The sequence below is a fragment of the Sneathia sp. DSM 16631 genome (genome assembly GCF_014892235.1).
Taxonomy (GTDB): Bacteria; Fusobacteriota; Fusobacteriia; order Fusobacteriales; family Leptotrichiaceae; genus Sneathia; species Sneathia vaginalis.
In genome coordinates this window covers 106,588-125,528 of record NZ_JADBHL010000001.1, presented here as the reverse complement: position 1 = coordinate 125,528, position 18,941 = coordinate 106,588, and the positions used below count along the sequence as shown (strand labels likewise).

The following is an 18,941-nucleotide window of genomic DNA, read 5'->3' as shown; positions in this document are numbered from 1 at the left end:
TTTCTATTTTAAGGTTACAACTGTACAACCATGTCCACCTTCATTTTGTTCTGCATCTTTAAATTCTTTTACATATGGAGAAGTTTTTAAATACTCACGTATTTTTTGTCTTAAAACCATAGTTCCTTTACCATGTACGATATATACTAGTGTATATCCAGTAAGTACTGCCTTATCTAGAAAACTTTCTATATCATGTATAGCCTCTGATGCTATCATACCACGTACATCAATTTCAGTCTTTGAATCACTTCTCTTGTAAATTACTGTACCCTTAGGTTTAGTATTCTTATGTTTTAATTTAATTGCATCAGCTATAGGTATGACCATTTTTAGTATACCCGCTTGAACTTGTAAGGAAGCCTTTGTATCTAATATTTTAATTATTTTTGCAGTCTTATTTAAAGACTTAACTAGAATTTCTTCTCCTACGCTAAATCCAGTATCTTTTATCTTAATCTTACTTGGTTTACTTGATTTTTTCTTATCTTCAATTATTGAGTTATATAGCATATTTATACTTCTTTGAGTATCTTTTACATTTTGTTTACTTGCATCTTCTTGATTAATTTTTTCAATTAATGCCTTAGCTTTTGCCTGCATATTACGTATATACTCATCTGCTTTTTTAATACTTTCATTAAGTATTTCTTCTTTTTGATATTCTAAATCAAATATCTTTTTATTATATTCTTCCTTCTTTTCATTAAGTTCTTCAGTTAAAGCTCTTACTTTTTCATTTGCAAGTTCCAAATCCTCATTTTGCTTCTTTATTGCTTGCAACATTTTTTCAACTTTTTTGTTATCTTCACTGATATAGCTTTTAGCATTTTGTATAATATCATCAGATATACCATACTTTTTAGCAATAATTAAAGCATTACTTTCACCTGGTATACCTTCAATTAATCTATATGTAGGTGCTAAAGTTTTAACATCAAATTCCATTGATGATGTCTTTATACCTTGATTATTGTATGCATGAGCCTTAACTTCACTATAGTGTGTTGAAATTATTCCATAACATCCCATATTATTCAAATAGTCGATTATAGACATAGCAAAAGCTGCACCTTCTATAGGATCTGTTCCTGAACCTAATTCATCTAGAAGTATTAAAGACTTACTAGTAGAGTCTTTTAAAATATTAGCTATAGAGCTTACATGTGATGAAAAAGAAGATAAGTTTTGCTCTATACTTTGTTCATCCCCTATATCTGCTAATATTCTATCAAACATTAATATTTGAGAACTTTCATCACTAGGTATAGGTATACCTGATAATGCCATAATTGAAAGTAGACCTGCAACTTTTAGTGTTACAGTCTTACCACCAGTATTTGGTCCTGTTATTAACATTAAACTACTTTTTTCATCAATACTAAAACTAATAGGAACTACCTTATCTTTAGGTATAAAGGGATGACGTGCATTTACTAATTTAAATGTACCCTTAGTTAAAATTTTAGGAACTGTGCAGTCATGATTATGTGAAAAGATAACTTTAGCATTTAAAAAGTCTAATCTTTTTAATGTTTCGTTTATACTTAAAACTTCTTCCTTTTTACCACGAATATATTCAGTAATTCTAATTAATATTTTTCTTATTTCTTCTCTTTCACGTGCCTCATACTCACGTAATCTATTATTTAATGATACTATACCTAAAGGTTCTAGATAAGTAGTATTTCCTGTTGATGATTTATCATGTTCTATTCCTTTTATTAAACCCTTAAAGTCTGTTTTAACAGCCAGAACATATCTATCATTTCTTGTTGTTATGAACTTTTCTGCTATTGCATTAGAAAATTTAGGGTCATTTATATATCCATCTAGTTTATCTTTAATAGTTTCGTTTATTATATGTTTTTGCTTTCTAACATCTTTTAATAAAGGTGAGGCAGTTTCTAATATATTTCCATCATCATCTATTATATCATTTAAAACAGTTTCTAAATCTTTTGTATCTATACTAGATACAAATAAGTCATAAATTCTTTTGTACTTATCACGAACATTTTTAGCACGACTCTTACACTTACGATAAAGAATAATATCCATTCTAATGTTAGAAAGATCTACAGTTTCAAGATATGAACCTAAAATTTCAAGAGACTTTAATGGTGCATCTATATCCTTAATTACCTCTATGCTAAATCCATCATCGTACTTGTAGAAATCTATCATATCTAGCATTAGGCTGAGTTCTTCTTCTAATTTTTCTTTAGATGTGTATAAGGTTAGGTCTAAAAACTTTTCTTTTGTGCTATTTAAAATAGCATAATCTATTAATTCATTTTTTATTTTATAATACTCTAGTATATCTTCATATGTTTTCATTTTTTCCCCTTTAATAAGCTAAAAAATTCTAGTATTCTCTCAAATATATTTAGTTTTCTTGTACTTGTTTTAGAAATTAAATATATCGTCGTAATTAATTTATTATTCTTACTATATATTTTAAGTTCCCCCACACGTTGATTTTTCTTTATGTTTCCTTTTAAGTTGTACATATGTTCTTTTATTACATAGTCAGTGTTGTAGTAATAGAAGTCTTCATCAATTAAAGCTTCTACATACTTTTCCTTAGAGTATTTAACTCTTACTACACCATAAGTACTTCCTTTTTCTAAGTAACGTTTAACTTTATTTAAATATTCATTAGTTAAAAATTCTTGACTAGAAAATTTTTCTTTATTACTATCATCATTTAATGATACATTTATTAGGTTAACACCATGGATATTAAATGCACCTATCATATTAAAACCAGATAACTTATGATATCCAGTTTTAAGACCAAAGTTACCATTTTCACCTAATAATTTATTACGATTATAGTAAAAATATCCATTAATATTTATCTTTTTTAATTTTGCCCATTCTATTATTTCTTTATACTTTAAAGCTTCAAGTCCCATTATACCTAAATCTTTTGCAGTTGATACATCAAGAGGCAATTGGGTATATTTTGTTGGAAGACCTGTTGGAGTATAAAAGGTAGTGTTTTTCATACCTAGTTGTTTTGCTTTTTCATTCATCTTTCTTATGAACTCATCTACATTGTTATTCGAAACATACATTGCAACTGCATATGCTGCATTATTTGCTGAATGAACAATTTCTGCTTTTAATAAGTCTTCAAGTTTTATCTTATCATTTACATCCATTTTTATGCTTGTTTCTTTAATTAAGGTCATGGGTTTTGATATATTAACATAATCATCTAATGAAACCTTTTTTTCTTTTACGGCATCTAAAGTAACCATAATATTCATAAGCTTAGTTAAAGATGCAATAGGTCGTAGTTGCTGCTCATCATATTTATATGACACAAAATTTGTATCAGTTATACTATATGCACTAGTATACGAAAACGTAGTGTATGTACAAAGTGTAAAAAGCATAGCATATATTTTTTTATTGAACATTTTAGCACTTTTCCCTTTCTTTATACTTTATAATTATTTTACCATAATATGCTATTTCAATTCAACTATATATTGACAGTATGTATAAGATATGCTATTATATCTTGTACGCATGGTATAGGTCGCTAATACCTAGACAGCGAAAATAATTACGGAGGTGAACATGATGTTTGCAGTAATAAAAACTGGTGGAAAACAATATAAAGTTGAAGTTGGGTCAGTTTTAAAAGTTGAAAAATTAGCCACTGAAGTTAATTCAGATGTTGTATTTGATGAAGTATTAATGATAGATGGAAAAATAGGAACTCCATTTGTTGAAGGTGCTAAAGTAATTGCAACAGTTAAAGCTCATGACAAGCTTAAAAAGGTTATCAACTTTAAATATGACAAGAAGACATACTACAGAAAAAAAGGTCATAGACAACAATATACTTTAATTGAAATAAAAGAAATACAAGGTTAGTACTAATGATAAATGTTTTATTTAAGACTTCTAATTCAAAGATTCTATCTTTTGAAATTAAAGGTCATGCTAACTTATCTAATCTAGGAACTGATATTGTTTGTTCTGCTGTTTCATCTACTACTCTAATGACTATTAATGGGATTATTGAAATACTTCATTTAAACCCTAAATATGTAATAGATGAAGGATATACTCTATGTGATTTAAGTAATACTGATGTAGATAAATGTCAAGATTTTCTAAAGTCATATTATGTATTTATAGAAGAGCTAGCAACTGAGTATCCTAAAAATATAAAGTTTAAAGTAATGGAGGTATGAAAAATGTTATTAAAGTTAAACCTACAAATATTTGCCTCAAAAAAAGGACAAGGGTCTACAAGAAATGGTAGAGATTCTAATCCTAAATATTTAGGAATTAAAAAATATGATGGTGAATTTGTAAAAGCTGGTAATATCATAGTTAGACAAAGAGGAACTAAATTCCACAAAGGTACTAACATGGGCTTAGGTAAAGACTATACTTTATTTGCCTTAATAGATGGTTATGTAAAATTTGAAGACTACGGAAAAGGTAAAAAGAAAGTAAGTATATACGAAACTAGATAAAATAAAGCGAGCTTAGGCTCGTTTTTTTATAGGTGATTTATGAATAATAAAGAAAAAATGAAGTATATTTTAACCTTAATGGAGAAAAAATATGGTCACCCAAAGGTGTTTTTAAACTATACTACTGAGTATCAATTAATGGTTGCTGTAATTCTATCAGCACAGTGTACAGATGAAAGGGTGAATATAATTACAAAAGAATTGTTTAAATATATCAAGACTCCTTTTGACATGGAAAATATGGATATTAATACTCTAAAACAATATATTTTCTCCTGCGGTTTCTACAACAACAAAGCAAAAAATTTAAAACTAAACGCACATGAACTAATTACACGATTTAATGGTGTACTCCCACATAATATGGATGATCTTTTATCCCTATCAGGTATAGGTCGAAAAACTGCCAATGTCCTTTTATACGATTTATGGGATATTTCAGTAGGTATTGTAGTAGATACTCATGTAAAAAGACTTTCAAATGAATTAGGTTTTTCTAAAAGTAAGAATCCTGAAATAATAGAAAAAGATTTAATGAAAATTACTCCAAAAGAATATTGGGGCTTACTTTCAAAGTACTTTATACTACATGGAAGGCAAAAATGTACAAGTGATTGTGAAATATGTGCATTAAAAAAGAAGATATGATATCTTCTTTTTTTGTGCCTTATACTGCAACATCAAATTTAATTACTGGATGTGACTTATACCCTATTAATCTAATATCAGAGAAAGTTAATTCGTCAAATGGCTTATCATTAATCTCAATTTTAGGTAATGGATATTCTTCTCTTTCTAATTGTTCCTTTAACCCTTCAATATGGTTTACATATATATGTGCATCAATTATTGTATGTGAAAATTCACCTAATTCATATCCACATTCTTTTGCAATCATCATAGTTAAAAGTGAATAACATGCTAAATTAAAAGGTATTCCTAGTGCAATATCACCACTTCTTTGTGTTAAATGACAGTTAAGTTTGTTACCTAATACACAAAATGCAAAAGTATAGTGACAAGGTGGTAATTTTGATATGGTTGCATTAGCTGGATGCCATGCACTTACAACTAATCTTCTACCATTCATTAATTCAGGATTTTTTTTCATTTCTTTTAATGTCCCTATTATATACCCAATTTGATCAAAGACTAATTGACCATTTTCTTCTCTTTTTGTGTACTTATTAGTCTCGTCTACAAATACCTCACCAGGTAAACTAACTTCTGGAACTGGATATCTTCTCCAAAATCTTCCATAAGCTGTTTCTAATTCTCCATTTTCATTTGCCCAAGCATCCCATATTTTAGACTTTTTTCTAAATTCTTTAATATGTTCTTCACCACTTAAATACCAAAAAAGTTCATGTAACATAGAATTAAAATACATTTTTTTTGTTGTTAATAGAGGATAACCATCATTTAGATTAACTCTATATGAATATGAAAATACTGATAATGTATCTACTCCTGTTCTTGTCTTTTTTCTTACTCCATTTTCTAATACATATCTTACAAGTTCCTTATACACCCTCATTTATCTAACCTACTTTCAAATATATTTATTACATTTTCCATTAAACAAGCTACTGTCATTGGTCCTACTCCACCTGGAACAGGGGTAATATATGAAACAGATTCTAAATCTATCTCATTAATATTAACATCACCACAAAGTTTGCCATTTACTCTATTTATTCCAACATCTATTATGCATACACCTTTTTTTAATTTATGATGCTTATTTATTAAATTAGGATAACCTGCTGCTGTTATTAATATGTCAGCATTAGCAATTTTCTCATCAATATTTTTTGTTTTTGAATGACAAACTTGAACTGTTGCTGATAAATTCGTTAGCATTATACTAAGAGGCTTACCAACTATATTACTTCGTCCGATAATTACAACATCTGCACCAGCTATATTTACTTCATATTCTTCTAGTAATTTAATAACTCCAACAGCTGTACATGGACGTATCCCACTCTTATTTAACATCATTTTACCAAGGTTTATAGGGGTAAAACCATCAACATCTTTTCTATAGTCTATATATGATGATATTTCAATTTGATCTAAATGCTTAGGAAGTGGTAGTTGTAATAGTATGGCATCAACATCTGGGTTATTATTTTCCTTTCGTATTACTTCTATTAATTCCTCTTTTTGTGTATTAGAAGGAAGTATTATGGTATTAGATTTGATTCCAACTTTTTTGCAAGCATTTTCCTTATTCCTAACATATATTTTAGATGCATCATCATCACCTACTAGTATTACGGTTAATGTTGCGGGTCTATTAATTTTTGCTTTTAATATCTCATGCTTTTCTTTAAGAGCCATTAAAAGATTATTGGCTACTTTTTTACCATCAATTATCATAAAACTCCTTTACTAAAAAAGGTCCACAAAATGTGAACCTTATCTATATGCTATATATTTTTTACTTGTTCTACTAATTTTGCAAATTCACTTGCATTATTAACAGCTAAGTCAGCTAATACTTTTCTGTCTAGAGAAATGTTAAGCTTCTTTAAACCATTCATGAATTTTGAATAAGAAATTCCATTTAATCTTGATGCAGCATTTATTCTTATTATCCATAGTTCTCTCATTGTTCTCTTCTTTAATTTTCTATGTTCAGTAGAGAATGCCATCGCTCTTCTTACAGCTTCATTAGCTTTTCTGAAATTAGTCTTTCTTGTTCCTTTAAATCCTTTAGCTTCTTTTAATATTTTCTTATGTCTTTTTCTTCTTACTATTCCTGTTCTTACTCTTGCCATATTTTATCTTCCTCCTATCTTCCTTGGCTTACTGCTAATAGTTTTGAAACTTTCTTAGCAGCTCCTGCTGAAATTACGTAATCTTGTCCTAAACCTTTCTTTCTCTTATGAGTCTTCTTAGTTAAAATATGACTTTTACCTGAGTGTCTTATTACAAATTTTCCGCTTCCTGTTATTTTAATTCTTTTTTTTGCACCTCTATGTGTTTTCATTTTTGGCATAATTTTTTCCTCCTTATTTTTTAGGTGATAACATTATATATTTTTGTATTTGTTCTTTACCATATTTCTTTTCGACTATTGCTATATCATCAAATTGTTCTGCAAATTCGTCTAAAACTTTTATAGATGAATCAACGTGTAATCTTTCTCTTCCAGATAATTTTAAACTAACTTTAACCTTATATTCTTTTTCTAAGAATTTTGTTATTTGTGCAACCTTAGTTTGCTTGTCATGTTCATCTATATGAGGTTTAATACGCAACTCTTTAACAACGATGTTTTTTTGCTTCTTCTTATTTTCTTTTTCCTTTTTTGTCTTTTCATATCTGAATTTACCATAATTCATAATTTTACAAACGGGCGGAACAGCATTTGGAGATAATTCAACTAAGTCTAAATTATTTTCCATTGCAATTTCTAGTGCTTCTCTTGGTGACATTACCCCAATTAATTCACCATCTTCACCAATTACCCTTATTTCTCTACATCTAATTTCTTCATTAATTCTGATTCCATCAGATTTGTTAGTTCCTTTAATACAGAACACCTCCTAAAATTAAAAAAAACAAGATATTAAACCTTGTTTCTCACACAATCAAAAATACTACAAATTACTTGTAATATATATCAATTAACAATAACCAGACTCATTTAAAAAATGGAAAGGTGAGAAATCAATGTTTCTTCTTCACAAATACTATGTTAATGATATACTATTTTCTTTCTTTTGTCAAGCAGTTATTTAAAGCTTGTATCCTTGTTCCTCTAGGAACTTTTTATTCTTTCTCCACTTCTTATTAACCTTAACCCATAATTTAAGATTAATCTTCATGCCTATTAAGTTTTCTATTTCTTTTCTAGACTTTATTCCTATCTCTTTAATTAACCTACCATTTTCACCTATTATTATTCCCTTTTGTGATGTTCTTTCTACATAAATATTGACATCATAATGGCGTATATTAGGTAATGTTTTAACATTAATTATCTCTACTGCTACACTATGTGGTATTTCATCACGTGTTAGCTGTAGTATTTTTTCTCTTATAACCTCTATTACTATCTTATTAACTGGCATATCAGTATAGTAATCTTCTGGATAAAACCATACATTACTTGATAAATATTTCTTACATAAATCAAATATTCTTTGTATACCTATACCATATTCAGCAGTTATTGGGATAATATCTACAAAGTCACTGCCTAGTTTTTCCTCTATTTCTTTTTTCTTTTCTTCTATTTCTTGATCAGTCATCTTATCAGACTTATTTATTATCACAGCACAAGGTGTATTTACTTTTTCAATATTTTCTCTAACAAATTGATCACCTGTACTAATGGTTTCTGTTCCATCTAGTATAAAGAGTATTAAATCAGCTTCTTCTAAAGATTCAAGTGCTGTATTTGTCATATACTCACCTAATAGGTGTCTAGGTTTATGTATACCAGGGGTGTCAACAAAAATATATTGACACTCCCCTATATTTGTAATTCCCCTTATTTTATCTCTTGTTGTTCCTGACTTATCAGAAATTATTGATAGTTTTTCATTTATTAATTTATTCATTAAAGTTGATTTACCTACATTAGGTCTACCAACTAGTGAAATAAATCCTGATTTCATTAATATCTCCTAATATTCAAAATTATTTAGACTTTCAAACTCTAATGGTGCACTACCTGCTTTAAATAGTGCTGGGCTTACATTAACACCATCCACATCTAACATTCCATTTAGTAAGTCTATATTGTATTGCTCAAGTTTACCTTGTAACATTCCATTTATTATATAGTCAAAATTACCTACGTTATAGCTTGGTAAATTAATTACAGCTTGCATATAGTTTTTCCATAAAGGTATAGCTGCAGCTGAACCTGACATTCCTTTACCCATAGTCTTATTATCATCATTTCCTACATATACTACTGTTGCAAGTGTAGGTGTATATCCTGTAAACCATGCTGATACATAGTCACTTGTTGTACCAGTTTTACCAGCTACTGGTATTAATTTACCATTCTTGTATAATTTAGCTGATTGTCCTGTTCCATGTTCTATTACTTGTTGTAACATAAATGTTATTAATGCTACATCTTCTGGTTCATATATTTTAGTCTTCTTAGTATCAGCTTCATAAATTACTTCACCATATCTATTTTCTATCTTGTATATGAACTGTGGTTCTACCTTGTACCCACCATTAGATAATGCACTGTAAAATCTTAACATATCAAGTGGTGTTGTTGTTATAGATCCTAATGCTAGTGTTAAATCATTAGGGAAGTGTTCAGATGTTACCCCTGAATCTAACCAAACTTTTTTAGCATTATCTATACCTGCTAAATCTAATACTTTTACAGCTGCAACGTTATTTGATACTTCTAGTGCCTTTAACATAGTCATATTAGATCTATATTTTAAATCATAATTCTTTGGTGTCCATTTTCCAAACATTGTTGGTGAATCTTCTAAGACAGTGTTCATAGGTATACCTTTTTGTAGTGCTGCTAAATATGCAACTGGTTTAAATGATGAACCTGGTTGTCTTTTAGCATATATTGCTCTATTAAAATCACCTTTAACATAATTTTTTCCACCAACCATTGCTTTAACAAAACCATTAGTTGTATCCATTGATATTAATGCACCTTGTAAATTAGCTCTTTTCTTTAAATTAGCATTTGCTTCAAAGGCTTTATATGCAGCTTTTTGCATATCTATATCAACTGTTGAATATATCTTGTATCCATTAAACAATGACTTAATATCGTCATCATCTATATGAAGTATTTTTTTCATTTCATTTAGTACAACTGTTGTAACTTCTGGTGAAACATTAGAATTTGATATTTCTTGTGTTTCACTTCTCTTTTCCATTTCTTTAGGTGTTATGAAAGTAATCTTTTCTTTTAATGCCTTATTATATTCATCTTTGGTAATAAAGCCACCTGTATACATTGATTCTAGTACTATCTTTTGACGATCTAGTGCATTTTTTAATTGTGAGTACTTAGATGGAGACTTTGGTATACTTGCTAATATTGCAGCCTGTGCAATAGTTAAGTCCTTAGGTAGAACACCAAAATATTTTAGTGACCCATTTTTTATACCATATGCCCCACGTCCAAAGTTAATAGTATTTAAATAATATTCTAATATTTCATCTTTTGTATAAATTCTTTCCATTTCTATTGCAAGTATTGCTTCTGTTATCTTACGTTTAAAAGTTCTCTCAGATGTTAAAAAAGCATTTTTTACTAGTTGTTGAGTTATGGTACTTCCACCTTGACGTCCAGTTTTAGTAACATTTAAGATTAATGCCTTAGTAGATCTTATTAAATCTATTCCATGGTGTTTTCTAAATCTTTTATCTTCAACAGCTATAAAGGCATTTTGAACAACCTTAGGAACTTCAGTAATAGCAATGGGATCTCTATTTTCTATTGCTAGTACATCTATTTGCTTACCATTAATATCGTAAATTACTGATGGTTTTAAGGGTTCATAATTTTCTAACATTTCTACAGGGTATTGTTTTTTTACTTCATATACTGTATATGCTAAAAAAAGAAAAACAAATGCTACAACAGCTAAAAAGCTTACTTTAATTATTTTTGCCATCTTGTTCTTTCTCCTTTTTAATTTTTAATTGTCCACATGCTGCTGCTATATCTTGTCCTTTTGTATCTCTTAATGTAACATTTATCTTATTATTTTTCAATGCGTTATAGAAAGCATGCTGTCTTGTCTTACTTGGAGTTATATATGGTTTACCAAAAACCTTATTATACGGTATTAAATTTACGTGAGCATTAAATTGTTTGATAAATTTTGTTAACGCACTAACCGCATCTTTATCCATATTCAAATCATCTATTAATATATACTCAAATGTTATTCTATTATTTGTTTTATCTTGATAATATTTTAAAGACTCAGCTAGTTTTTCCAAGCTATATCTTTTGTTTATAGGCATAAGCTTATCTCTCACACTTTGTATAGCAGAATGTAATGATATTGCTAAATGCACTTGTTTTTCATCATCAGCTAATTTTTTTATCTCATTAATTAAACCTGAAGTTGAAATTGTAAAATTCCTTTTCGATATATTTTGACCATTAGGATTATTTAATATATTTACAGACTTAATTACATTATCATAATTTAAAAATGGCTCTCCCATACCCATATAAACGATATTACTTATCTTTTGATTTTTCTTTTTCAAATCTTTTTGTATTAGATAAAATTGCATGATAATTTCAGATGCTGTTAGATTTTTTTCAAACTTCATTGTACCTGTTGCACAAAAATCACATCTTAGTGGACACCCTATTTGCGATGATACACACAGTGTCTTTCTATTATCATGGGTCAATAGTACAGATTCTAATAAAAGTTTATCGTTTAAGGAAAATAAGTATTTTTCACTTTGCTTATCTTTTGAGATGAGTGAAGTTACTTTTTTTAGCTTTGGGATATAGAATAAATCTTTTAAAAGACTCCTAGTTTCCTTTTTAATATTATTAAAATTATCAAAATTAAATTCTAGCTTATTATGTAAAAAATCATAAATTTGTCTTGCAACAAAACCATTTATTTTGTGTTCTTTTAGTATATCTTGTAAATCTTTAACATCTAAGCTTAAAATATCAACTTTTTCCATTAAAAACTTCTCCTTATAGCAAGAATAACTCATCAAATGCTAGTTTAGCTAAATCAAGGAAAGATAATAATTCAGAATAATTGAATGTATCATGTTCTCCTGTTCCTTGTATTTCTATAAACTCATTCTTGTTATTCATTACAATATTCATATCAACACCTGCTTTACAGTCTTCTTGATAGTCAAGGTCTAGTAAAAGTTCTCCATTAACTTTACCTACACTAATTGCTGCTACCTTTGAAACTATAGGATTAAATGTTAATGTCCCATCTTTTAATAGTTTTGTAATTGCAAGTTCCAATGCTAAGTATCCACCAGTAATTGAAGCTGTTCTTGTACCTCCATCAGCTTGTATAACATCACAATCTATTGTAATTGTTCTCTCACCTAGTTTTTCTAAGTCTATTGCAGATCTTAATGATCTTCCTATTAGACGTTGTATTTCTATAGATCTTCCATTTTGTTTACCAGTTTGTGATTCTCTTTTATTTCTTGTAGTAGTAGCTCTTGGCAACATTGCATATTCTGCAGTTATCCAACCTATTTTCTTACCTTTTAAAAATGGTGGAACCTTATCTTCAACTGTTGCATTACATATTACTTTTGTATTCCCAAACTCAATTAAAACTGAACCTTCAGCATGCATTGTATAATTTGGTGTCACTTTTATTTGTCTCAATTCATTATACTTTCTATTATCTGCTCTCATTTTCTGCCTGTCCTTTTTTATTTTAATTATATCATAGTTTTTAAAATAATATCAAATATAAAAACTAAGAAAAATTTTAATTAATTCAAAGATTAAACTAAGACTAATAGGTTATACTTATGGTATATGATGGAGGTAGAGTATGGTTAAAAAATTTATATTAATAATAACATTAATTCTTTCAATTAATATATCATTTGCAAATAATAACAAGACTGCTGATGATATACGTAAGCAAATTTCTGAATATGCAATGACTTATCTTGATACTCCATATAGATGGGGAAGCAAAGGTCCTAGTACATTTGACTGCTCTGGATTTGTGAATTATGTTTATAAAAAGAAAGCAAATATAGACTTACCTAGATCATCATATGATATAGCAAAAATAGGTACAGCTAAGTTTTCTAACCTAGAAGTTGGAGACTTGTTATTCTTTAAAACTACTAGTAAAGCAAGAATTTCACACGTTGGTATATATATAGGTAATAATAAATTTATACATGCATCTTCTTCAAAAAGAGGTGTAGTAATATCAGAATTAGAAGGATATTACAAAAAAACATTTAAATGGGGAGTAAGTGTAGTTAATAAGAAAAAATGAAGGTTTTGACCTTCATTTTTTACTTATAGAACTTATTATCCTCTTTAATTTAGGATAAGATTTCAATAATCTTCTATACTTCTTATTAATCTTCTTTTCTATTCTTTTAGTCTTATACGAAATATTTTCTGCCATTTCATTTGACAATATCTTTAAGTCTTCATTTAATTTTTCTATTATCATACTATCTTTTTTAAGTGCTAATACCTTTAAAATACTTATTAAAAAATCATATAGCATTAATAATATTAATAAATAGACAACAAAATCAACGTGTCTTAAAAGACTAACAATAATATTTACTTTTGGCTGTAATATATACATTAATACTAAGGAAGCTACACCCCATAATAGTGAAAATTTAAGACAAATATAGCCTTTAATATTAAATTTCTCATTTGTATAATCCCACCACTGAAGATTAAATATTTTTTCTAATATGTATCCTGTTATAAACTCAAGAACTGTGGTTATTACAACAGAAATTATATAAAGACATATGGGATAATTGACAAACTTAGTTAGTAAAAATATCTCACATACTGCTCCAAATCCATATATAGGGCAGTATGAACCATTTAGAAAGCCTCTATTTATAAAGTCTTCTCTTTCTAATGATGCATATATAACTTCCAAACACCAACCTAAAAATGAATATATAAAGAAATACCAAATATAATTATATATCATATTTTTTCCTTCTAACTATAACCTTATTACCCATATTTAATTTTTTAATATTCTTACCATTTTTACCTATCATCCTTGAAAAATCTGTTGTGTATATTATTGTATACTTCACTGATTTTTCGCAGTAAACAACGGTATCTAAATCTAGGTTATAAGGATATAAAATTAAGTCTTCTAATGTTTTTGATAAATATACTTTATCTAAAACCAAATATTTACCATCTAAGGGCTTTAGAGTATTTGTTAAAATAAATGAACTCATAATTCTAACTTGATGAGGTAAAAAACTGTCTCCAATAAATATTAAACTATCATCAATATATTCGATATGTATATCTCTTACTGTATTTTTTAAATACTTACCTTTTTTTGTAGTAAATTTTGAGTAGTCTTTCTTACCGCTAAGATCTTTACATAGTTTTTCTATCTTTTCTCTTGAATTTACTATAAATTCTTTGGGATAAGAAAAAATATATTTTCTTTTTGCTATTAATTCTGGAAATTCTAAATATGGTATAGTCTTTTGTATCTTAATTACCATATCATATTTTAATAATGTATCTATATTTTCTTTTTCACTCATAAAATACAATATATTTTCATTAGCACTAACGCCTTTATCTGTTCTACCTGCTTGTTGTATTCCCTTGTACACATCAATATTTTCATTTTTTAATAAGTCTTTAAAATATCCTTTTACAGTTTTTTTGTCCTTTAATTCATCAAAGCATACATAATTAGATCCATCATATTTTATATAGACCATATATGCATTTAATTTTGTTTTTTCTAATCGTCTATCTAACATTTTATAAACACACAAAGCCATATACAGTCTTCACTTGTAGATTTAACTCTATGTCTTACTCCTTTTTTTATATATTCAAAACTATCCTTAACTAATGGAATTTCTTTGTCTGTATATTCTAATATAGCAGAGCCATTCAATAAATAGACCAACTCGTCAATATCTTGTACCATCCAATCAGTGCTAGCATTATTTGAATATATTCTCTCAATTCTTACTTCCTTATCATATATTGTCTTTACTACTTCACTCATTTTTGTATCTCACTAATTACAAACCATAAAGCTAATTTTTCATCTATTAGACCTTGCTTTATCTTATTTTCCATTTCATTACACTTTTTTAAGACTTCCATACACTTATTTTTATCAAATTTAAGTGCCTTATTTTTCAAAAATATTACATAATAATTAGCTTTAAAATATTTTTCAAACTCATCATATGTTTTTCTAAATTCCTCATAATTTTTACTTAAATTTAATATATTTAGCTTATGAAATATCAAAAAATCATTATATATTGCATATATTAGTGGTATGTAATACTTATTATTAACTTTATCTAGATTAAATTTACCCTCATATATTTCAGACAAATATTCATTTATTTTCTTTTCTTGATTCTCTAGCATAAGGCTTTTTACAACTTCAAAATCATACTTTCCATTAAGAGCACTCTTATACTTAAAAACTTCATTTTTTACATGTACATAGTCTTCTCCTATATATGAAAGTATCTTTTTTGCCTCTACCTTTGATACGCCTAAATTTTCTTTTACATAATCTATTACTAAATCTTTAGTTTCCTCTATATTAAATATTTGTGCATCTAATGCTTTAAACTCTTTTACATATGGATTTTTCCCTTTATATTCAAAAAAGTAATCAATAGCTATGCTCTTATTCTCATCCTTATGTAATTTCAAATATTCAATAAGATCCTTTATATTCTTTAATTTCTCACATCTTTTTAGTATAACTAAATCATTTGTAGGAAATATTGATACATTTGATATATCTTCAAGAAAATTATTGTATTCATCTTGTATATTAGCATCATACACTCTTACACTATCAAAATCTTTTTTCAAATCATCTAGCTTTATTAATCTTGCATTAATACCTGTAATATAATAAATCATTTATATAATCCTACAGTCTTTCTAACTACATCCATTTTTGCTTGGGCTATCTTATTTGCCTTAATCTTACCCTCATTTAAAATTTCATGTATATAGTCTAAATTATCAGCTAGTTTTTCTCTTTTCTTTCTAGCTTCACTAAAGTAATCTAATATTTTTTCAAACAATTCTTTTTTAGCATGACCATAACCATAGTTACCATTAATGAATTTTTGTTTCATTGCTTCTAACTCTTCTTTTGTTGCAAATAGGCTATATATCTTAGTAATATTATTATCTGGATCTTTTGATTCTTCTAGTGTCTTACTATCTGTAACTATAGACATTACTTGCTTTTTTAATTGCTTTTCAGGCACAAACATATTAATCATATTTCCATATGACTTACTCATTTTTTCACCATCTACACCTGTTACCACGGCAACATTTTCCATAATCAAATCATTAGGTAACTTAAATACTTCTTTTTGATAATGTTCATTAAACTTAATTGCTATATCTCTTGCAAATTCTACGTGTTGCTTTTGATCTTTACCAACTGGAACATAGTCTGTATCATACATTAAAATATCAGCAGCCATTAAAACAGGATATGTAAATAAACCAGTATTAGGTTTTAGTCCTTTTGCTATCTTATCTTTATATGCATGTCCCCTTTCAAGTAACGCTACAGGTGTTACGTTATTTAATATCCACATCAATTCAGTATGGCATGGTACATCAGATTGTAAAAAAACTATTGATTTTTTAGGATCAAGTCCCAATGCTAAATAATCAAGTAAGACATTCATTGTATTTTCTCTTAACTTGACTGGATCTGGATTAGATGTAAGTGCATGATAGTCTGCTAAAAAGTATAGACCTTCATACTTATCTTGCAAGTCTACAAATTGTTTTAACGCACCAAAATAGTTACCTATATGTAGGATACCACTAGGTTGTATTCCTGATAAACTTCTCATTTATTGCTCCTAACTAAAATATTCTTTTTAATTCTGGTATATAATATTTTTCTTCATTTTCTCTTACTTCATCTAGAGTGTATTCTTTTAATATTTTACCATTTTCAAATACAGTTTCCATTAAGCTAGATTCATGATAAGTATTTTCTGGTAAATTTGATATATTTACAGAAATATATTTACCATCATTGTTTTTTATAAGGTCTAGTCTACCTTTCTTGCTTATTTTACCTCTATCTGTTATAGGATTCTTATATACATCAATATACTTATCTTTTACTTTTACACAACTACACTTCATAGCGAACTTGTGTGTATCACGGTTCATGCTTGAGTGTTCATTTCCTTGTAATAGTGAACCACCACAACCTAATGCAATATTATCTATAGCATATCCACTATCACAAACACTCTTTAGTATATCCCATGTTGTATCTTCATGGACATTATCACCTTGTATAATTCTTGTGTGATTCAATACTTTATATCCTTTACTATTAACTACAGAACCATAAGCATCGTCTAATTTTTCTAATGCAAATAATACGTTAGCAATAGCATCACCACTATCTGGTCTAACTATTACAGGGAATGTTCTTTTTTCTATTATATCTTTTAAGTCTTTACAAATAATATTTTCAACAGCACTAAAGAAATTGTATGAATCACATACAACAGAAACTGGATTATTTGGGAATGCTTCTATTATATGTTTCATTGCATCTTTTTCTTTATCTCTACCCCATGATGTAACTGTACTATGTTCAGCAGCAGGAATTGAAAATCCTGGCATAGGGCATGAATAATATCTTCTTCCTAATTCTAGAGAATTAATATTATCTGTTCCCTTAAAATTAGTTAAATGTGCCAAACCACCAATAGCAGCTGTTTCTTCACTAGAAGCACCTCTATATCCAAAATCATGGAACTTAAATGGTAGTTCAGATTCAGTATTATCTGATGTTATATCTAAAAAATGTCTTATTATTTGCTTTGTCTTAAATGAATAAGTTGCAACTGTTGTGGGATACCATACTTTTAAAATTAATGGTTCTAACCATGAAACTAACCATGGTGTTTTTTCACAAGTTGATTCTATTGTAACTAATACATTATGATTAGGAATTATTGCTCCTTCTGGAACTGCTCTTATTCTTAAAGGTAAATGTCCATCTAATTCATTTACAATATAGTCCCAACCGCTTCTATCAAACGGTACTCCGTGTAATTTGAATATTTCTTCTGCTTCGTCAACCATTTCTTTAGTAACTTTTTTTGATAGATACTTCTTCAAATAATATTGTAAACCAAAGAATTTAGTATATCCATAAAGGCCACCTCTACTTTCAATGTAGCTATGCATATATGTCATACCTTCTGGATATTGTTTAGGATGTGTAACCTTGTATGAATCACAATCTAAAACAAGATTTCTACTCATAATAATGCCTCCTATTTTTAAAAAAGCTACAAACTAATGTAGCTAGTCTAAGTTATTATTAAATTCTTGGTGGAAGTGACGAGAATTGAACTCGTGTCCAAAATAAGACTACATACTACTTTCTACAAGTTTATGCAATTTAACTTTTTCGTTTAGAGATGCTAAATTACCAAAGGGCTCTAAACTAGGTTATTAATTTCCTTTATAAATATAACCATAATTATAAAGTAAGCTATATAAATAACATTTATACTAAGCCTATAGCAAGCCTAGCAAAATGGTTGCGTTACTACGCAGCTAATTTATAACTGTTTCCAATTATTTTAAAAAAGATTTATAGTATCACTACTACTTGCTTATAACATGGTTCTTATCCTGTCGAAACCTGACACTCCCATCTATGT

22 protein-coding genes and 1 other RNA gene are annotated in these 18,941 nt (G+C 28.0%); 5 read left to right on the top strand and 18 right to left on the bottom strand.

What is annotated here, in order from left to right; genetic code table 11:
- Window positions 1-3: 3 nt before the first annotated feature.
- Window positions 4-2,340: an endonuclease MutS2 gene (locus tag IMK15_RS00600; RefSeq protein WP_192941503.1), complete on the bottom strand. Its 2,337-nt coding sequence runs from the start codon at window positions 2,338-2,340 to the stop codon at window positions 4-6.
- Complete coding sequence (locus IMK15_RS00595) at window positions 2,337-3,431, bottom strand: D-alanyl-D-alanine carboxypeptidase family protein (protein WP_192941502.1); 1,095 nt, start codon at window positions 3,429-3,431, stop codon at window positions 2,337-2,339. The genes IMK15_RS00600 and IMK15_RS00595 overlap by 4 nt, the downstream gene beginning before the upstream one ends.
- A gap of 166 nt (window positions 3,432-3,597) precedes the next feature.
- Here IMK15_RS00595 and rplU point away from each other — a divergent pair, with 166 nt between their 5' ends.
- From rplU to IMK15_RS00575, 4 genes are read left to right on the top strand one after another with little or no spacing between them, the layout of a single operon-like run.
- Entirely contained in the window at window positions 3,598-3,894 is a 297-nt protein-coding gene (gene rplU, locus IMK15_RS00590) for a 50S ribosomal protein L21 (RefSeq protein ID WP_046329280.1), read from the top strand.
- Between the two features lie 5 nt (window positions 3,895-3,899).
- A complete protein-coding gene (locus tag IMK15_RS00585) occupies window positions 3,900-4,217 on the top strand; it encodes a ribosomal-processing cysteine protease Prp (RefSeq protein WP_192941501.1) in 318 nt (105 codons plus the stop codon).
- Between the two features lie 3 nt (window positions 4,218-4,220).
- Window positions 4,221-4,505: a 50S ribosomal protein L27 gene (rpmA, locus tag IMK15_RS00580; RefSeq protein ID WP_046328699.1), complete on the top strand. Its 285-nt coding sequence runs from the start codon at window positions 4,221-4,223 to the stop codon at window positions 4,503-4,505.
- 39 nt (window positions 4,506-4,544) lie between these two features.
- Entirely contained in the window at window positions 4,545-5,153 is a 609-nt protein-coding gene (locus tag IMK15_RS00575) for an endonuclease III domain-containing protein (protein WP_192941500.1), read from the top strand.
- Between the two features lie 19 nt (window positions 5,154-5,172).
- Here IMK15_RS00575 and thyA read toward each other — a convergent pair whose 3' ends face one another.
- From thyA to rph, 9 genes are all read right to left on the bottom strand, one after another.
- Window positions 5,173-6,042 carry a thymidylate synthase gene (thyA, locus tag IMK15_RS00570; protein ID WP_046328701.1) on the bottom strand — a complete coding sequence of 290 codons (870 nt, stop codon included), beginning with the start codon at window positions 6,040-6,042 and terminating at the stop codon, window positions 5,173-5,175.
- Window positions 6,039-6,890 (bottom strand): bifunctional 5,10-methylenetetrahydrofolate dehydrogenase/5,10-methenyltetrahydrofolate cyclohydrolase, encoded by an 852-nt coding sequence (locus IMK15_RS00565; protein WP_192941499.1) that lies wholly within the window; start codon window positions 6,888-6,890, stop codon window positions 6,039-6,041. The genes thyA and IMK15_RS00565 overlap by 4 nt, the downstream gene beginning before the upstream one ends.
- A 50-nt stretch (window positions 6,891-6,940) precedes the next feature.
- Window positions 6,941-7,291 (bottom strand): 50S ribosomal protein L20, encoded by a 351-nt coding sequence (gene rplT / locus IMK15_RS00560; RefSeq protein ID WP_046328703.1) that lies wholly within the window; start codon window positions 7,289-7,291, stop codon window positions 6,941-6,943.
- 14 nt (window positions 7,292-7,305) lie between these two features.
- Window positions 7,306-7,512, bottom strand: coding sequence for a 50S ribosomal protein L35 (gene rpmI, locus IMK15_RS00555; RefSeq protein WP_046328704.1), 207 nt, complete (start codon window positions 7,510-7,512; stop codon window positions 7,306-7,308).
- A 13-nt stretch (window positions 7,513-7,525) separates the two neighbouring features.
- Window positions 7,526-8,059 carry a translation initiation factor IF-3 gene (infC, locus tag IMK15_RS00550; protein WP_046328705.1) on the bottom strand — a complete coding sequence of 178 codons (534 nt, stop codon included), beginning with the start codon at window positions 8,057-8,059 and terminating at the stop codon, window positions 7,526-7,528.
- A 195-nt stretch (window positions 8,060-8,254) separates the two neighbouring features.
- Window positions 8,255-9,139 (bottom strand): GTPase Era, encoded by an 885-nt coding sequence (era, locus tag IMK15_RS00545; protein WP_046328706.1) that lies wholly within the window; start codon window positions 9,137-9,139, stop codon window positions 8,255-8,257.
- Window positions 9,140-9,148: 9 nt separating this feature from the next.
- Window positions 9,149-11,137 carry a transglycosylase domain-containing protein gene (locus tag IMK15_RS00540; protein ID WP_192941498.1) on the bottom strand — a complete coding sequence of 663 codons (1,989 nt, stop codon included), beginning with the start codon at window positions 11,135-11,137 and terminating at the stop codon, window positions 9,149-9,151.
- Entirely contained in the window at window positions 11,121-12,182 is a 1,062-nt protein-coding gene (gene rlmN, locus IMK15_RS00535) for a 23S rRNA (adenine(2503)-C(2))-methyltransferase RlmN (protein WP_192941497.1), read from the bottom strand. The genes IMK15_RS00540 and rlmN overlap by 17 nt, the downstream gene beginning before the upstream one ends.
- A 13-nt stretch (window positions 12,183-12,195) precedes the next feature.
- The gene (rph, locus tag IMK15_RS00530; RefSeq protein ID WP_046328709.1) at window positions 12,196-12,891 is read right to left on the bottom strand and encodes a ribonuclease PH; all 696 of its coding nucleotides are present in this window, start codon (window positions 12,889-12,891) and stop codon (window positions 12,196-12,198) included.
- Window positions 12,892-13,033: 142 nt separating this feature from the next.
- Here rph and IMK15_RS00525 point away from each other — a divergent pair, with 142 nt between their 5' ends.
- On the top strand, window positions 13,034-13,495 hold the full coding sequence (locus tag IMK15_RS00525; RefSeq protein WP_046328710.1) for a C40 family peptidase: 462 nt from the start codon (window positions 13,034-13,036) through the stop codon (window positions 13,493-13,495).
- Between the two features lie 12 nt (window positions 13,496-13,507).
- Here the strand turns inward: IMK15_RS00525 and IMK15_RS00520 are convergent, their stop codons facing one another.
- The 7 genes from IMK15_RS00520 to ssrA all read right to left on the bottom strand — a co-directional run bounded on the left by IMK15_RS00520 (window position 13,508) and on the right by ssrA (window position 18,933).
- A complete protein-coding gene (locus tag IMK15_RS00520; RefSeq protein WP_226869143.1) occupies window positions 13,508-14,185 on the bottom strand; it encodes a putative ABC transporter permease in 678 nt (225 codons plus the stop codon).
- Window positions 14,175-14,993: a pseudouridylate synthase gene (locus tag IMK15_RS00515; protein ID WP_192941495.1), complete on the bottom strand. Its 819-nt coding sequence runs from the start codon at window positions 14,991-14,993 to the stop codon at window positions 14,175-14,177. Before IMK15_RS00515 ends, IMK15_RS00520 begins: the two co-directional genes overlap by 11 nt.
- Window positions 14,987-15,247 carry a cupin domain-containing protein gene (locus tag IMK15_RS00510; protein WP_052727688.1) on the bottom strand — a complete coding sequence of 87 codons (261 nt, stop codon included), beginning with the start codon at window positions 15,245-15,247 and terminating at the stop codon, window positions 14,987-14,989. Before IMK15_RS00510 ends, IMK15_RS00515 begins: the two co-directional genes overlap by 7 nt.
- Window positions 15,244-16,134: a hypothetical protein gene (locus IMK15_RS00505; protein ID WP_192941494.1), complete on the bottom strand. Its 891-nt coding sequence runs from the start codon at window positions 16,132-16,134 to the stop codon at window positions 15,244-15,246. The genes IMK15_RS00510 and IMK15_RS00505 overlap by 4 nt, the downstream gene beginning before the upstream one ends.
- The gene (gene trpS / locus IMK15_RS00500; RefSeq protein ID WP_192941493.1) at window positions 16,131-17,096 is read right to left on the bottom strand and encodes a tryptophan--tRNA ligase; all 966 of its coding nucleotides are present in this window, start codon (window positions 17,094-17,096) and stop codon (window positions 16,131-16,133) included. Before trpS ends, IMK15_RS00505 begins: the two co-directional genes overlap by 4 nt.
- Window positions 17,097-17,109: 13 nt before the next feature.
- Entirely contained in the window at window positions 17,110-18,537 is a 1,428-nt protein-coding gene (locus IMK15_RS00495) for a nicotinate phosphoribosyltransferase (RefSeq protein WP_192941492.1), read from the bottom strand.
- Between the two features lie 67 nt (window positions 18,538-18,604).
- Window positions 18,605-18,933: a transfer-messenger RNA gene (gene ssrA / locus IMK15_RS00490) on the bottom strand.
- Between the last annotated feature and the right edge of the window lie 8 nt (window positions 18,934-18,941).

Excerpts from the sequence above, each read along its gene's own strand:
- IMK15_RS00540 (WP_192941498.1), bottom strand. The coding sequence starts at position 11,137 with ATGGCAAAAATAATTAAAGTAAGCTTTTTAGCTGTTGTAGCATTTGTT.
- IMK15_RS00575 (WP_192941500.1), top strand. The coding sequence starts at position 4,545 with ATGAATAATAAAGAAAAAATGAAGTATATTTTAACCTTAATGGAGAAA.
- IMK15_RS00505 (WP_192941494.1), bottom strand. The coding sequence starts at position 16,134 with ATGATTTATTATATTACAGGTATTAATGCAAGATTAATAAAGCTAGAT.
- IMK15_RS00565 (WP_192941499.1), bottom strand. The coding sequence starts at position 6,890 with ATGATAATTGATGGTAAAAAAGTAGCCAATAATCTTTTAATGGCTCTT.
- IMK15_RS00525 (WP_046328710.1), top strand. The coding sequence starts at position 13,034 with ATGGTTAAAAAATTTATATTAATAATAACATTAATTCTTTCAATTAAT.
- IMK15_RS00510 (WP_052727688.1), bottom strand. The coding sequence starts at position 15,247 with ATGAGTGAAGTAGTAAAGACAATATATGATAAGGAAGTAAGAATTGAG.
- IMK15_RS00585 (WP_192941501.1), top strand. The coding sequence starts at position 3,900 with ATGATAAATGTTTTATTTAAGACTTCTAATTCAAAGATTCTATCTTTT.
- thyA (WP_046328701.1), bottom strand. The coding sequence starts at position 6,042 with ATGAGGGTGTATAAGGAACTTGTAAGATATGTATTAGAAAATGGAGTA.
- IMK15_RS00600 (WP_192941503.1), bottom strand. The coding sequence starts at position 2,340 with ATGAAAACATATGAAGATATACTAGAGTATTATAAAATAAAAAATGAA.
- IMK15_RS00520 (WP_226869143.1), bottom strand. The coding sequence starts at position 14,185 with ATGATATATAATTATATTTGGTATTTCTTTATATATTCATTTTTAGGT.
- rplU (WP_046329280.1), top strand. The coding sequence starts at position 3,598 with ATGTTTGCAGTAATAAAAACTGGTGGAAAACAATATAAAGTTGAAGTT.
- IMK15_RS00515 (WP_192941495.1), bottom strand. The coding sequence starts at position 14,993 with ATGTTAGATAGACGATTAGAAAAAACAAAATTAAATGCATATATGGTC.
- rlmN (WP_192941497.1), bottom strand. The coding sequence starts at position 12,182 with ATGGAAAAAGTTGATATTTTAAGCTTAGATGTTAAAGATTTACAAGAT.
- rpmA (WP_046328699.1), top strand. The coding sequence starts at position 4,221 with ATGTTATTAAAGTTAAACCTACAAATATTTGCCTCAAAAAAAGGACAA.
- era (WP_046328706.1), bottom strand. The coding sequence starts at position 9,139 with ATGAAATCAGGATTTATTTCACTAGTTGGTAGACCTAATGTAGGTAAA.
- IMK15_RS00495 (WP_192941492.1), bottom strand. The coding sequence starts at position 18,537 with ATGAGTAGAAATCTTGTTTTAGATTGTGATTCATACAAGGTTACACAT.
- IMK15_RS00595 (WP_192941502.1), bottom strand. The coding sequence starts at position 3,431 with ATGTTCAATAAAAAAATATATGCTATGCTTTTTACACTTTGTACATAC.
- rph (WP_046328709.1), bottom strand. The coding sequence starts at position 12,891 with ATGAGAGCAGATAATAGAAAGTATAATGAATTGAGACAAATAAAAGTG.
- rplT (WP_046328703.1), bottom strand. The coding sequence starts at position 7,291 with ATGGCAAGAGTAAGAACAGGAATAGTAAGAAGAAAAAGACATAAGAAA.
- rpmI (WP_046328704.1), bottom strand. The coding sequence starts at position 7,512 with ATGCCAAAAATGAAAACACATAGAGGTGCAAAAAAAAGAATTAAAATA.
- trpS (WP_192941493.1), bottom strand. The coding sequence starts at position 17,096 with ATGAGAAGTTTATCAGGAATACAACCTAGTGGTATCCTACATATAGGT.